The organism is Nostoc sp. UHCC 0302 (assembly GCF_038096175.1).
Taxonomy (GTDB): domain Bacteria; phylum Cyanobacteriota; class Cyanobacteriia; order Cyanobacteriales; family Nostocaceae; genus UHCC-0302.
This window is the reverse complement of the sequence record NZ_CP151099.1, coordinates 6871338-6886532: the sequence shown is the minus strand read 5'-3', so window position 1 is coordinate 6886532 and position 15195 is coordinate 6871338. Positions and strand designations below refer to the sequence as shown.

Annotated in this window: 12 protein-coding genes; 6 read left to right on the top strand and 6 right to left on the bottom strand. The window is 40.8% G+C overall.

The genetic code is table 11. The features are described 5' to 3' along the window. Window positions 1-60 precede the first annotated feature (60 nt). Window positions 61-381 carry a GIY-YIG nuclease family protein gene (locus WKK05_RS29760; protein ID WP_341526612.1) on the top strand — a complete coding sequence of 107 codons (321 nt, stop codon included), beginning with the start codon at window positions 61-63 and terminating at the stop codon, window positions 379-381. Window positions 382-483: 102 nt separating this feature from the next. On the opposite strand, the gene WKK05_RS29755 is transcribed toward WKK05_RS29760, so the two are convergent. Further along, a complete protein-coding gene (locus tag WKK05_RS29755; protein ID WP_341526611.1) occupies window positions 484-807 on the bottom strand; it encodes a hypothetical protein in 324 nt (107 codons plus the stop codon). 228 nt (window positions 808-1035) lie between these two features. Between WKK05_RS29755 and WKK05_RS29750 the strand changes: the two genes are divergently transcribed. Beyond that, complete coding sequence (locus WKK05_RS29750) at window positions 1036-1395, top strand: hypothetical protein (protein WP_341526610.1); 360 nt, start codon at window positions 1036-1038, stop codon at window positions 1393-1395. 94 nt (window positions 1396-1489) lie between these two features. Here WKK05_RS29750 and WKK05_RS29745 read toward each other — a convergent pair whose 3' ends face one another. The 3 genes from WKK05_RS29745 to WKK05_RS29735 all read right to left on the bottom strand — a co-directional run bounded on the left by WKK05_RS29745 (window position 1490) and on the right by WKK05_RS29735 (window position 6768). Continuing rightward, window positions 1490-1624, bottom strand: coding sequence for a hypothetical protein (locus WKK05_RS29745; RefSeq protein ID WP_341526609.1), 135 nt, complete (start codon window positions 1622-1624; stop codon window positions 1490-1492). A gap of 33 nt (window positions 1625-1657) precedes the next feature. After that, on the bottom strand, window positions 1658-4663 hold the full coding sequence (locus WKK05_RS29740) for a pentapeptide repeat-containing protein (protein ID WP_341526608.1): 3006 nt from the start codon (window positions 4661-4663) through the stop codon (window positions 1658-1660). 341 nt (window positions 4664-5004) lie between these two features. Next, window positions 5005-6768: a pentapeptide repeat-containing protein gene (locus WKK05_RS29735; RefSeq protein WP_341526607.1), complete on the bottom strand. Its 1764-nt coding sequence runs from the start codon at window positions 6766-6768 to the stop codon at window positions 5005-5007. 541 nt (window positions 6769-7309) lie between these two features. Here WKK05_RS29735 and WKK05_RS29730 point away from each other — a divergent pair. After that, a complete protein-coding gene (locus WKK05_RS29730) occupies window positions 7310-10333 on the top strand; it encodes a zinc-dependent metalloprotease (protein WP_341526606.1) in 3024 nt (1007 codons plus the stop codon). A 178-nt stretch (window positions 10334-10511) separates the two neighbouring features. Further along, window positions 10512-10847 (top strand): XisI protein, encoded by a 336-nt coding sequence (locus WKK05_RS29725; protein WP_341531227.1) that lies wholly within the window; start codon window positions 10512-10514, stop codon window positions 10845-10847. 451 nt (window positions 10848-11298) lie between these two features. Here WKK05_RS29725 and WKK05_RS29720 read toward each other — a convergent pair whose 3' ends face one another. Further along, window positions 11299-12030, bottom strand: a complete 732-nt coding sequence (locus WKK05_RS29720) for a DUF1995 family protein (protein WP_341526605.1) — start codon at window positions 12028-12030, stop codon at window positions 11299-11301. A gap of 323 nt (window positions 12031-12353) precedes the next feature. Here WKK05_RS29720 and WKK05_RS29710 point away from each other — a divergent pair, with 323 nt between their 5' ends. Together WKK05_RS29710 and WKK05_RS29705 are read left to right on the top strand one after the other, a co-directional pair. Then, window positions 12354-13028 carry a cold shock and DUF1294 domain-containing protein gene (locus tag WKK05_RS29710; RefSeq protein WP_343224855.1) on the top strand — a complete coding sequence of 225 codons (675 nt, stop codon included), beginning with the start codon at window positions 12354-12356 and terminating at the stop codon, window positions 13026-13028. A 417-nt stretch (window positions 13029-13445) separates the two neighbouring features. Then, entirely contained in the window at window positions 13446-13580 is a 135-nt protein-coding gene (locus tag WKK05_RS29705; protein ID WP_341526604.1) for a hypothetical protein, read from the top strand. Between the two features lie 281 nt (window positions 13581-13861). On the opposite strand, the gene WKK05_RS29700 is transcribed toward WKK05_RS29705, so the two are convergent. Next, entirely contained in the window at window positions 13862-15031 is a 1170-nt protein-coding gene (locus WKK05_RS29700; protein WP_341526603.1) for a cysteine desulfurase family protein, read from the bottom strand. Between the last annotated feature and the right edge of the window lie 164 nt (window positions 15032-15195).

Here is a 15195-nt window from a genome sequence, read left to right as displayed (position 1 = left end):
CCTTCGACTTCGCTCAGGGAACACTTTTTTTAACTAGAAAGCGATCGCGCAAATCAATTTATGGCTTATGTGTACATTCTTGAATGTGCTGATGGCAGTTATTACACAGGTAGTACAACCGATCTTGAGCGGCGGCTGTGGCAACATCAACAAGGTGAGGGCGCAAACCACACGGCGAAACGGTTGCCTGTGAAGCTAGTTTTCTGTGAGTATTATCAGTGCGTGGTGGATGCTTTTGAGCGTGAGAAGCAGGTGCAAGGTTGGAGTCGAAAAAAGAAGCAAGCTCTGATTTCAGGGGATACGAATTTGTTGCATAAGTTAGCCGAATGTCAAAATGAAACTCATTACAGTAGATTGACTAGCTTTGACACTTCGGTATAGTTTGACTCCCTTCCCTGCGGGACGCTACACATAGCTTGCTTGCCCGGAGGGGTACGACTGTGCTACCTCACCAGCCGCTCAGTCCATTGCTTTGCTCAACCATCACAAGAATGCTCCCTGAGCGAAGTCGAAGGGAGCAACTTTCGCGCAGTCTGTAGCAGCTTCTGCCTTCCCTGTAGGAGCTTCCGCTTTAACGTTTCCGTGTTTCGCGCAGTCTGTAGCAGCTTCCGCTTTCCCTGTAGGAGCTTCTGCTTTAACGTTTCCGTGTTTCGCGCAGTCTGTAGCAGCTTCCGCCTTCCCTGTAGGAGCTTCCGCTTTGACGTTTCCGTGTTTCGCGCAGTCTGTAGCAGCTTCCGCCTTCCCTGTAGGAGCTTCCGCTTTAACGTTTCCGTGTTTCGCGCAGTCTGTAGCAGCTTCCGCTTTCACGTTATGGGAAACACACTTCTGTTACAGCATCTTTCCTTAGATAGAATACGCTTTTGAGGCACAGTAGTGCTGTGTCTCAAGAATAAATGTGGTTTCAATGAGCAAAAAATATTGTAAAGTACTTAACTTTTAAACTTTTTCAAAAAAATCAACAATTTCACGTATGACAACTTTTTCAACAATTGTCCAATATAGAGTTATCAGAAGTTTAGAAGATGAGTATTAATTATGGCAAGAAAAAAACGCAATTCACGTACTCTTGGCAAAGCTCAAGTACGTCTTGCAAGCATTAAATCTATTAGTCCAACTCTCGATGTCGGAGAGAGGTTAACAGTCAAAGATTATACTGAAAAAATCGAAAGCCTCCGGCAATCTCTAGAAGCATACAATACCACCCTCTCCACTATTGATGTCTTACTAACCCAAATCATCGAAAATGAACAAGATTTAGCAGACTATTCTGAGAAAATTTTGCGTGGTATTGCTTATAAATATGGTAGCAATAGCCATGAGTATCAGATGGCTGGGGGTATTCGTAAAAGCGATCGCAAGCGTACTGTGCGCCAAAGTGCGGTTTTGCCGAAGTAAGTAAACGCGATTAAACCGAAATATGCAAAGTTTTGTAGGGATAAAGGGGAAAGGTTTTTCTTTTACCCTTTATCTTTGTCAATATAACGTGAGTTCAATTACTGCGATGCCTACGGTGGTCACTGAGCTTTGTCGAAGTGCGGGCTGCGCCTACGCATCCTAAGTGTAAAGCAGAATTAACAGCTTGAGTATGCAAGGAATGCGATCGCCATACTGAATTACTTGTCATTGCAAGTGTTCGCCTTGGTCTCTCAACTACCTCTCACGCCAACCATAACTCTTGCAATAAAGCTTCTGGCACATTAATTGCTGTATCTAGCCCTTGTACATCGTCCCAGTTAGTATTTTCGTCCCAAACAATATCTCCAAAGATGTCATTGCTGAGATTAGCGCGACTGAGGTTAGCGCCTCTGAGAATAGTGCTGCTGAAGTCTACACCACTCAGGTCTGCGTCGCTGAGGTCTGCGTTAGTAAGGATAGCACCCCTGAGAATAGCACCCTGAAGGTCTGCATTGCTAAGGTTAGCGCCGCTAAGGTCTGCAACGCTAAAGATAGCACTATTGAGGATAGCCTTATTGAGGATGGCGCTATTGAGGATGGCGCTGCTAAGGATGGCATTGTTGAGACTGGCGCTGTTGAGGATAGCGCTGTTAAGGATAGCACCGCTGAGAATAGCACCACTAAGATTAGCGTTACTGAGATTAGCGTTGCTGAGGATAGCGCCACTGAGGTTTGCACCACTGAGGTTTGTACCACACAGATTAGCGTTGCTAAGGTCTACCCCGCTAAGGATAGCGCCATTAAGGTTAGCGTTGCTAAGAAATTGCCCAACTACATGATTAAAATTCTCAGGTTGAATACAATCACTGTAATTAATGATGTGAAGTAGTTGGTTTGTAAAATAAAATTCTTCTTCAGCTTGTCTAGATGGATAAAAGACAATTTGTTCTTTAAGATCATCTCGCTCTTGAGCATAACGATGCAACTCTAAGAGCAAAATCATCACATTCAAACCTGTGTAGATATCTACCTGACGTTGACCTAGCTTTTGAATTCCGTACTTGTGTAACTGTCGCAACTTTTTCTGTGGCAAAGTGTCTTCAGCAGAATCAATGAATTTTCCTTGACACCAGCTGCGGTAAAAATTTTCTAAACGTCTAAATAGCTGTTCCCAAGGAAAATTTTGGCTCTCAATGAGTAACCCTATTGCAAATTCCACAATTTCTAACGTTAGTCTGCCAAAACCCAGTAAATCATAAATTTCCCAATTCATCTGGGCATCGGTAGTAATAAGTTGTCTTCCGTCTTCTGCTTCGTAGTATTGTGTCCAAATTTTGAAGTGTGTTCTCAAGCATTCGGCAAATAGAAAATCACTAAAACTCTTATGAAAAAACTCAACTCTACTCTCTGGTTTATCAGTAGAACAAATATAAAAAGCCGCAAAAGCCGTTTTTATAGGTTCTTTAATCAGTCTTTTTTTAGCTTTTATAATTAAGGCTTTTGCTGTTTCATCTTCTTCTAAACGTGCCTCTAACATTGAGATTGAGGCAAACTTACCTCCCGATTGAACTACACAAGCTGCTGCTTCTGTAAGAATACGTTTTAAATCTTTAGCTTCTTGATTAGCTATTCCAATATTTAATTGATTGCCACTATCTGTTGAGCGATCGCCTTCTAAATGATGTTTTGTCAATACCCAGTTTAAAGCCTCCTGATAAATCACAGTTTTCGCTATTTGCTGATTTTTTTGCTTTAATTTATCAACTGTTAATTTTCCATCTCGATACATAGCAGCTAATAAATATAGCAAGAGCGGCTCTTGTGCTAATTGCTGAACTTGTGGTGGACATTCATCGCTTTGCAAAAAATGCCACAATGCTGCGGTATTATCTTTATTTCCTTGTAATATTTCCCATTTACTCAACCATATTTCTTGAAGTTGCTTATCAATTTCCAAAATTTCTACCGACTTGAAGCCACAGGACAAGTAATGGATACTTTGCGTAGGCATCGCTCTACCTGTTATTAGAACTCGATGCCCCATCTCATTATGGCTATTGTATTCATGCTGGAATCTTGCTACTTGTTTAATAAATGCTTCTATATTAAAGTTAATCCTAGGCTTGGATTGCAATTCATCTAAACCATCTAAGATAAATAAAAATCGGATATGGTGATTTTTTAACCAACTATCATCACTTGAAAAAAAAATCTTTTGTAGTTTTGCTTCCAAAATACTTTCTAAACTAGGTTCAAAAGAGATAATATCCTTTATCTCAATCAAAATTGGTGTCCAAATGGGATATAAATGCTGCCTTATCCAATCAGCAAACATTTTACAAAAGAAACTTTTACCACTTCCTGAGTATCCTTGGATAAATATCACCTGTTCCTTGGCATTTGGATTTAATAAGATTTCCTTAGCCCATTTTTCTAAATCTACAGTTTCTGGATTTTCGTTTACATACTTAGCTTTGAGAGGTACATATATATCTTTGAATGCAAAGTTTTCATCAAAAATATTTTCTAAAGATTTAGCTGTAAGATATCTTTGTAAATATGCATCAACACTTTGAAGTTTTTGCTGTTCTTTATACCATTGCCTCAAAGAATTTTGAATCACATTTTTAACGGCATCACCGGATTGTATCCAAGCTTTAATCATGTAGCGATGAGTATTCCAAGCTATTCGTTTTGTTAAAAGAATGGCATTAGCTTTTGGGATATTCACTGCCATCAACCGAGCCAATAACACTTTATTAAAAGCTGGTGCTAATTCTGATTGATGAAAACAGGCGATCGCCTGGCTCGCAGTGTGATAATTTAATTCAATTTGGCTAATTTTTTGCAGTTGCTTTGTTAAAACTTTAGTAATATTCAGATTTGCATCCCAATTAACAGCAGGATATAAAGATAAAATTTCTATAACACTTTCCAAATAAGCTACTTGACTAACTATAAATACGCAGTCTTCTAAAGAAGGATATTGCTTAGTGACTTCGCGATCAAACCTCAATAAAGCTATACCAATTGGTAAAAAGGGCAACCTTGCACGCAATACCTGCGTTAACGGAGAACATAGAATATCTAATAATGAAGACGAATTTTGTAATAGAAGTTTTAAAGCTTCTACATTAGTACTTTGTTCTTTAAAAGTTTTAGCTGCTTCTAAAACTGCTTTACCAGTTTCAATTGTTGTGTTCTGACTCTCCTCAACTGCGAAGGATGTCCGAAACTGTTGCCAGCTTTCTGATAGGTGCTTTTTCATGCGTATGAACCCTGATAATCACTGATTATTTAGAGCCTAGTGTAAAACTGATGATTCATAAATAGTCGTGATAATTCTTGATTAGCGGTCATATCGCAGATGTAGCCATTCAGCGACCTGTTTATTTTAGTGTAGCAACGGGAACTTAGACGCCTAGTAGCCTACCATACTTAAAGAGGTACAGAAGAAGAGAGAAAGAAGCGATCGCATATCTTAACTAAGTAGAGATAGATAAATTAAAGTTTGTAGTTTGCGCTTTAGCGCTAAAGCACAAACTAAGAGCCACAAGCATCTTCAGTTTAATTATGTCTATTTACTTATTAGGCAAATTCCCTCTCCCCTCAACGCAATCCCAATTGTTCTTTCATTGCATCAGGTACATTAACTGCCGTTTCTAATCCCCGTACACCCTTCCATTGCTGCATTACACCCCAAGTCATTTCTTCAAGATTAGCCTCACTAAGGTCAGCACCACCAAGAATCGCTTGACTGAGGTTACTGTGGCTGAGATCCGCACCATTTAAAATAGCACCGCTGAGGTTACTACCAGAGAGGTTAGCGTTATTTAAGTGAGCATAGCTGAGGTCTGTGCCAAAAAATACAGCATCGGTGAGGTCAGCGCCGCTGAGGTCAGCATCATTGAGAGTTCCCCCACTGAGGTCGGCATCATTGAGAGTGACTCCCGTGAGGTCTACGCCGCTAAGGTCAGCGCCTAAGAACATTGCACCATCAAGTTTAGCGTCGTTAAGCTTCGCACCGTTGAGTTTGGCGTAGCTAAGGTCAGCAGCTACAAGGATGGCGTTGCTGAGGTTAGTACTGAACAGAATTGTGTCACTCAAGTTTGTGCCATTGAGGGTAGCGTGGCGCAAATCAGCACCGCTGAGGTCGGCGCGGCAAAGGTCAGCATGGTTAAGGTTAATGCTGCTGAGGTTAGCGTCACTCAGATTAGCACCAAAGAGGTTAGCGTTGCTAAAGTCAGCATGACTGAGGTCGGCATCTTTGAGATTAGTACCAGTCAAGTTGGCATGACTGAGATTGGCATGACTGAGATGAGTGCTGCTGAGGTCAGCACTGCTGAGTTCCCCACGGTTGAGGTTAACACCACTAAGATTTGCACCGCTGAGGTTAGTGCTGTTGAGGTCAGCACCAGTCAAGTTAGCGCCAGTCAAGTTAGCACCGCTGAGGTTGGCATCATTGAGGTTAGCACCAGCTAGGTTAGCACCGCTAAAGTTGACGCCAGTTAAGTTGGCATCACCTAAGTAAGCACCGCTAAGGTCAGCACCGCTGAAGTTCACCCCAGTCAGATTGGCATCACCTAAATAAGCACCTCTAAATTTACCGCCTTTGAGGAATTCCCCGACTATAGTACTAAAGTTACCAATTTCCAGGGCATCGCTATAGTTGATGATCCGCAGTAACTGGGATGTGAAAAAATTATCTGTATCTGGTTGGGCAGAAGGATAGAACGTGATTTGTGCTTTGAGTTCATCTTGCTCTTGAGCATAATGATGTAACTCCAACAGTAAAATCAGCACGTTAAGTCCTGTATATATGTCTATCTGTCTCAGTCCGAGAGTAATTTTTTGTGCTGCCAGCTTTAACATTTTTTGCTGAGGCAGATTTTTATCTGGTGTTGCATCAATAAATTCCCCCTGACACCAGCGACGATAAAAATCTTCTAGGCGCTGGAAAAGCAGTGTAATGCTAATTTTTTTACTACCCCGAAGGAATTCCATTACTTGCTCAACTATTTCTGGTTTCAGCGCACCATTACCTAGCAAATCGTAAATCTCTGCGTCCATCTGGCGATTACTTGTGGCAAGCTGCTGCCCTTCTACAGGTGGTGTGCTGTAGCCTGTCTTAATAGCCAAATCACTACCTGATATTGTCCATTGCTCCAAACTTTTTTGTAATCTTTGATACCATACAGCATCTTGCCAATTATTTTCAGCCAATTTAACGCTTTTATCTAGTTCTTTAATAATTTTGCCTGGAGATAAAATTACTTCGCCTGTCAAAGATTTTGACTTTGGCTTTTCTTGTAATTCTTTACCCCTCACATAATTTCTCAACACTTTCCAGATTTGAGATAAAAATATTGTCATTTCTGTGCCTTTTAATACTTGTTAATTCCTATTTTGATAAACTCTTTTTCAAGCTTTTTCTTATTCAATGAGATTCTCTCATGTAAAATTTGTTAGTATAGATAGATACTAGTTACAATTAATAGTGCTTTTGTAAGCACTAACCCCCAGGAGATTCCTGCTTTTTCTTGATAAAACTAAAGTGTCAGCTAGAAAACTTTTTCATTTTTGAGTTGCCTTTAGTATTTTGGCTAAGTTGCTATATTTTTGTTTCAGCATCTTTACTAACTGGATGTCAAAATAATACGTACTCTTTGCTACAGAGGCAATTGTTAGCAGAAATACTATAGCAAAACAGCACAACAAAGCAGAAAAATCGCAATTAGAACTAAACTAAAAAGTTAGCTGCTTGATATCAAGCAGCTAAAAATGTCTACCAAAGTTCTAAGCGGTGGCTTGTGCCGAGCAAACTTCTCTTAGATAAAACTATTGCAACACAGGAGAGAGTATAGGTTTACAAAATTTGAACATTAGCTGCGAAATAATTATCAGGGATAGATAGATGAAAAGATTAACTTTTTATATAATTTTGCTACATGGTTTGTTTTTAGGAATAGCAACTGCTAGAGCTAAGTCATTACCGATTAGAGTCGATGGGGACTTGGATACTAAGCATCAAGCAGAGCAAGTTCTAGAAGATGCAAGGAAAACTCAAGCTATCAAAGTAGACAAGGCTAGCTTGGCTTCTGGTAAGTTAATGAGTATTAGAGATGGCAAAATAAAAACTTCTTTAACCTTGTCAAGGAACGCTAATGTTGACAAAAAACTGAGGCTGCCATCAAAGCAAGTTTGGGTAATTAATCAGAACAAATATGTACAAAGCCAGCCTTTTAACTGGGTAGTGACAGAGCCTAGAAAAGCAGGTCAGCAACCATTTTTACAAGTACAAAAAACCCCAGACAAACCAAATGAAAAACCTAACTCTAGTGTTACACCGGCAAAAAAAGATGACTTTCAGCCTTTTGATCAAGTAATCAAGGATACGCAAAAGTCAGGGGGGCTTTTTACCCTTTATCGCCAGAAAGAGAAGAATAAAATTTATTTAGAAATTAAACCAGAACAATTAAATAAAAATTACCTAGCTACAGGAACTTTAGAATCTGGAATTGGTGAGCGAGGTATTTACAGTGGTATACCTTTACAAGACTTTTTATTTTATTTTCAAAGAGTAGATAATAAGTTATATTTTACTGTTCGCAATGTTAACTTTCGCACTCGCGAGGGAGATCCGCAAGTGCGATCGCTTGCGAGGTCTTTCAGTGACTCTGTTCTCTACAGCGTTGCTATTAAAAGTATTCATCCCCAACGCAAAACTATTCTAATTGACTTAGGTGACTTGCTACTCACAGACTTAGCCGGATTATCTGCGAGTTTGGGATTGTCTCCCAGCACAGACCGTTCCTATTTTGGTACTGCAAAAGTCTTTCCCCAAAACATAGAAGTTGAGTCGGTTTTAAATTTCTCCCGCAGCGTCAGCAATCGCACTAATGAAACGCAAAGTTATGCCACGCTACCTGACAGTCGTGGTTTTACCCTGCGTGTTCACTACAGTCTCTCGCAACTACCAAACAACAATTACCAACCACGTTTAGCAGACGATCGCGTCGGCTATTTTATCACCGCTTACCAAGACTTATCCAATGACAATCAGGGTGATCCCTTTGTCCGCTACATCAATCGCTGGAATCTGCAAAAACAAGATCCCAAAGCAGCAATTTCTCCACCGAAACAACCGATTGTCTTCTGGATTGATAACGCTGTGCCTTTAGAGTACCGCGATGCCATTAAAGAAGGGGTACTGATGTGGAACAAAGCCTTTCTGAAAGTGGGATTTAAAGATGCGATTGAAGTTCGGCAAATGCCAGATAACGCTACATGGGACTCAGCAGATATCCGCTACAACACAATTCGCTGGATTAACACCGTAGATGGATACTTTGCGCTGGGGCCATCCCGTGTTAATCCGTTAACTGGGGAAATTTTGGATGCAGACATTGTAGTCGATGCCAGTTTTGTACGGATGCTCAAGAATGACTATCGCAAAACTATCCAACCTAGTCAAACACAGGCTAGCACTACTTTATCAGCATTGATGCAAAATCGTCTGCTTTGCACCAAAGGTTTCAATGCGACAGACAATAATACTCCCCAGCAGATGCCAGAACAACAGTTGTTAAATGGTTTATCCAAACTCGCAGGTGAGTACGATTTATGCTATGGGATGGAAGCTGCTAATCAGTTTGCCTTTGGTTCATTGGCAATGTCACTACTGCCAGACAGCACACCCAGCAAAGACAAGGTAAAAGAATACATTCATCAATATTTACGTTTAATTATCGCTCACGAAGTTGGACATACCCTTGGTTTACGCCACAACTTCCGTGGTAGTACGCTGCTGCCACCAGACGATATGAATAATACAGAAATCACCCGCAGTAAAGGTTTGACAGCATCGGTGATGGACTACATTCCCCCAAACATCGCCCCTCAAGGTACAAAGCAAGGAGATTATTTTCCAAATATGGTGGGAGTATATGACGAATGGGCGATTCAGTACGGTTACACCCCAACTCAGGCAGTAACTCCTGTGGCGGAAAAGCCGATTTTAGAGGAAATTGCTAAACAATCTTACAAGCCTGAGTTAAGTTATTCTACAGATGAAGATGTGTATGATCTCGACCCCACAGCTGATGCTTGGGATAACAGCGGTGATGTACTACTTTATTCACAGTGGCAATTGAATAACTCTCGTTTGATGTGGGAGCGTCTCAATGAACGTTTGCCAACGGAGGGAGACAGTTTTAGTGATGTGAGCGAACGTTTTAGCACAGTATTAGGTAACTATTTTCAGCAGATATACTATACTTCCAAATATATTGGTGGACAGTCTTTTTACCGAGTCCATGCTAGCGAATATCAGCGCCAATTACCATTTCAACCAGTGCCAGTTGAACAACAACGACAGGCTTTAAAAACATTGCAAAAGTATATCTTTGCAGAGGATGCGCTCAACTTTTCACCAGAACTGCTGAATAAATTAGCGCCTTCTCGTTGGCGACATTGGGGTAGCGATCCACAAGTTGGTCGTTTAGATTATCCCATTTCTGAAATGGTGTTGCTGCTACAGCGTTCAGTGTTGCGGGATTTACTCTCACGCGATCGCCTTTCTCGCCTTAAGGATATCGAACTCAAAACCCAATCAGGAGAAGCACTGACTCTTCCTGAACTATTTGACACTTTGCAATCAGGAATCTGGACAGAAGTCTTAAAACCAAAAAACCAACCCCTGAAGATTACTAGTTTGCGGCGCGGCTTGCAACGTGAATATCTCAATATTTTAACTGCGATGGTGTTGCGGAAAGAATCTGTACCAGAAGATGCTCGCACATTGGCATGGTATAAGCTCACACAATTAGACGATAAACTTAAGCAGGTAAACTCTGACGATGAGTATACGAAAGCGCATATCCTAGAAACGCGCGATCGCATCGAGAAAATCTTGAATGCCCCGTTGCAAGGGAATTAGTAGAAGATTGGGGGAGGGGGATGAGGGAGATAAGGAAGAAAACAATAACTCTTAACTCAGCACTCCTAATGCCCAGTCCCCCATAACCTTAACTCAGCACTCCTAATATTCAAACTATTATCAAGCGTAGTCAAATCTATTTGATAGTTTATGATGTGGAAACGGAGAAAATTATCCGATCACAGATTTAGATAAATATCGTAAGTGTGTTCAAAAACTAATTACAGAATATGCCCAATTTGTCACATCTAATAATGAAATTGAAGCCCAAACAATTTTTGATGTAGAAAGAGATCATTACCAACTGATTTATATTGGTTGGCAAAATAAACGTAGGGTTTTCGGCCCTGTAATGCATTTTGATATCAAAAACAGTAAAATTTGGATTCAGTGGAATGGTACAGAGGAGGATGTAGGCGAGAAATTAGTAGCGATGGGAGTACCAAAACATGATATTGTAGTTGGGTTTCATCCGCCATATATCCGGCAGTATACAGATTATGCCGTGGGTTAATGAAAATAGTTGAGAGAAGTGTGTTGGAACAGTAATAGCATTAAATTTTTTTAGGGAGTATATCTATCAATCCTTTGCAGAGCATTAGTTAAAGATTAATTCTTCCAGATATTTATAATAGCGGCAAACAAGCCAGTAATAACTGAGCTGATAAAGAGAAAACCACCAGCACTTATCAATAAACGTGCTGTTTCATTAATGAATCCTGAAGTTATGACTAGACTTAATGAAAACCCTAAGATAAAAAATAAAAGGCCTAGCGACAATCCTGTGAGAGCTATCTTATCTAAAAAATTCATTTGCTAATAATAATTTGCTTTTTAAAGGAAATACGTGTTGCTTAAGTCGTAATTATTTGTATCTTACTTTAAGTAATAGGTATTAATTTTGATTTTATAGATAAAATGAGGCAGCAGATAACAAAATCTCTTTCTGCTACCTCTGCGTTCTCTTAACTACTCAACGCTTTTAAAAACCGTTGTAAACTCTTAAACACATTAGGTTTTTTCCCAGGTACAACGTTTGTGGTTTGCGGTTGTCCCTGTAAGAGGATGAGATCCAACTCATCACCCGATGGTTTTTTGGGTAATTCAGCAATTCTTTGATATTCGCCATTAGTTTCTACCCAAACTTCCCACTGTCCAGGGTAGGAACGAAATACCGCAGTTTCATCATCTACAGGACGTAGGTAATAAACAGACTCAATGGTACTGATAAAGCGATCGCGGATTTGCCTAGCTGCGTAACCGATGCCGATAGTGGCGGCATCCTCTAAGCGAGGATTTAATAAGACTAAAGGGCGATCGCCTATTTCTTGACTGAGCTTTTCTAACTGCGGCACTTCTACAGAAGTGGGAGCAACGAATAAGAAAATTTCATCATCTGGCTGAATTTTTGATTGTAATGAGGCAGCCCTACCCGAACCGATATCCAAAATTTGAAATGGTGTCTCTACCCAATCTCGGCGGGCAAGGGCAGCAGCACCAGCATCAGCAAAGAAAACTTTCAACCGGGAATCATATTCTGCAAACAGAGGCAGAAATTGTTCTGCTATGGGTAAAGGTTTAAGTTCTGGGAAGAGAAAATCAACTTGTATACGAGTGTGGCCATCTGCAAGGGCAGCGAGTGTGGCTGTGCGCGATTGGGCGATCGCATCTTCAAGACTGTTGGGAAGTTCACTCATAGTTTATATGTTGCTTTATCACTTACTCCTATTGTTTCAGTATTGGCTCTTATTTTCGGCAGTAGCGACATAGAACGCCACGAGTACCGCTCACATGCCAGCACAAAACCAATGGGCAATAGTTGAAATCCTAGCAGTTCTGCTAAGGAATGTGTTGGTGGCGAAAGTATTGATGGTGTACAGGCGATGTCTAGTATCTGTTTGAGAAAATCGCTCAATTGGGCTTACAAGAGTAGCTATTATGGACGCGATCAGAATTGATGTTGTTTATTGAGATTGACATGGGAACCTTAAAAATAAACTATTGATATTCAAGGACTTTCATGAAACCTGTTTTACGTAAAGGTCAACTAACAAAATGGAAGGATGATAAGGGTTTTGGTTTCATAAGCTCCAATGACGGCAGTCAAGATGTTTTTCTTCATATCACTGCACTCAAAGAAACCAATCGTCGTCCACAAGTTGGTGACGTGATTTGCTATCAAGCAACGGTTGATAAAAATGGAAGAATTCAGGCTTGCAATGCCTTCATTGAGGGAGTTGTAATCAAACCCATGCCAAGAGCCTCATCTTCTGCAATAAAAAAAGAAACATTCAAGCCTACGGTAAAACCTTCTTTAATATTTGAGGTATTGTTCTTATCTTTATTACCGAGTTTAGGCGCAATGCATTTTGCATTTACGACTTTAAATCCAATCCCTTTAATTCTTTATCCTGTAATGAGTTTTATTACCTTTGGACTGTATGCAGATGATAAATCTCGTGCCAAACAGGGACGTTGGAGAGTATCAGAAAAGACATTACATTTTTGTGAATTGATGGGTGGATGGTTGGGGGCATTTATCGCCCAAAGAAGATTACGCCACAAAAGTAGCAAGGTTTCATATCAAGTTATATTTTGGGTAATAGTAGCTGTTCACATTACATTTTGGTTGGATTGGCTTTTCTTTGGTAGAAGATTCATAAATCTATTTCTCAGCATTGTTTCTAGAGGGTAGCAAAGTCAAGTTAGCTACAGTCCAAAAATGGTGGGTTATCCTGCAAAGAATCGCACTTTCTTACTGTTTAGCAATCTCATTTCACAGATCAGATAAAGCCTAGATATTTTGATATGCGATACGCAAGCAAAATCCCCACAATCCCGCCAACGACGCTGAAGAGAATCGAGGTGAACGATAGCAAGCTTCCACCCCACAATACTGGGATGTAGCTGCCAAGCGTAGAGCCAAAGAACATCCCAATACCAATAATAAATTTATTCATTCAAGAAAATCCTCAAAAGTAGTGAAATAATACCGTTTCTCTAAAATATGAGGACAGATTCAATCAGGCAAAGAATTGCGCTTAAGCGCTACTACAAACAATGTATTGCTTTCCTACAAGAGAATTGGTATAAATCGTGAGTCAACTCCTTTATGACTCAAAATATTAGCTTTTGGGAAAAGACTTGTCTAACCCTTTCGGCAGCCGTGAAATCGGGAGTTACGCTCACCCCTCCTCTAATCAGAAACTTGCACGATAAAGGCGATCGCATTTCTTTGTTATGCTGAAACGACTAAAGATACTTCTCTACACGACGTTCTTTTAGCATTGATTTCACTTGTTCATCAGTTGGTGCTGGCTGATTAGTCTTCAATAAACCCTTCATTTGCTTGATGATGCGTGATCTTTCAGCTGGTTGGCTGAGAACATCTTGTAAAGATTCAATGATTGCACGAACTAGTTCAAGGCGCTCGCTGGCAGTTGACGGGCTTGCTCTTTAAGCTCTTGCAGGGACATAGAAAATATTCCAACTCCAACAAATGCTGTACCTAAATTTTAGTATGAGCGATTAACGCTTAACTAAAGACAAATCTGGTGTCAGTCTTTGCAAAATCTGCTTCAACACCATCGCTGTCCAATCCACATCAGCTTCGGTGGTATCACGCCCCAATGTCATGCGAATTCCGCCCAAGGCTGCTTTTTGCGAATAACCCATTGCCAAAAGTATCGGACTAGGGCTAAGTTTACCGCTGTGACAGGCAGCGCCAGCACTAATACCAATACCAGCTAAATTTAACTGCCGTACTATAGTTTTCCCGCTGAGTTTTTCGCCATCGGCGTGTTCTAGGTAGACACTAACGTGATGAGGTAAACGGTGATTGTCATCGCCTGTGGGAATTAAACCAGGAATTTCAGCTAAGTGGGCAAAAAAGCGATCGCGTAACTCAATCAATCTTGGTGTTTCTGTAGCTAGTTCTTGTGCTGCTAGTTCAGCTGCTATCCCAAAACCAGCAATTACAGGTACTGCTTGCGTACCAGAACGCAATCCCATTTCTTGCCCACCACCACCTAGTAAAGGGATCAATTCTACACCAGGCCGCACATACAACGCCCCTGCACCTTGCGGCCCATATATTTTATGACTGGAAAGGCTGAGTAAATCAACGGCTAGTGCTTGCACATCTATAGGCAAACGTCCCGCAGCTTGCACTGCATCTGTATGGAACAAAGCACCATGCGATCGCGCAATTTTTCCCAATTCTGCAATTGGTTGCACTGTGCCTACTTCACTTTGACCATAAATCACCGAGACTAAAACCGTGTTATGTTGCAAGGCAGCTTTTAAATCTAGCAGGTTGACTCTACCTTTACTATCCACAGCTAAGCGCGTTACTTCCCAACCCCACATTTCTAGCGATCGCACTGTTTCAGAAATTGCGGAATGTTCAACGCTGGAAATAATTATATGTTGAGGCACAGCGTACAACCGAGCTACACCCATAATTGCCAAATTATCTGCTTCTGTGCCACCAGAGGTAAAGACAATAGATGCGGGATCAGCAGCGTTAATTAAGCCAGCAACTTGGACTCTAGCTTGTTCCACAATCATTGCTGTGCGTTGTCCCCACTCATGCAAGCTGGAGGGATTACCCCACTGTTGGGTGAGGACTGCTTGCATAATTGCGATCGCTTCTGGACGAGTAGGAGTAGTGGCGCTGTAATCTAAATAAATTTGCATATAACCAATATTTGAGTAAAAACACACGCTTGCAACGGCTGTCTCTATTTTTTACATCTAGAGGTAAATAGGTAAATCCTGACAAAATATGAATATTTCCGCTTCGATGGGTGGATTTTTTGCCCTACTTGTACAGCTATCCCTCTACTTAATTTGACATACTC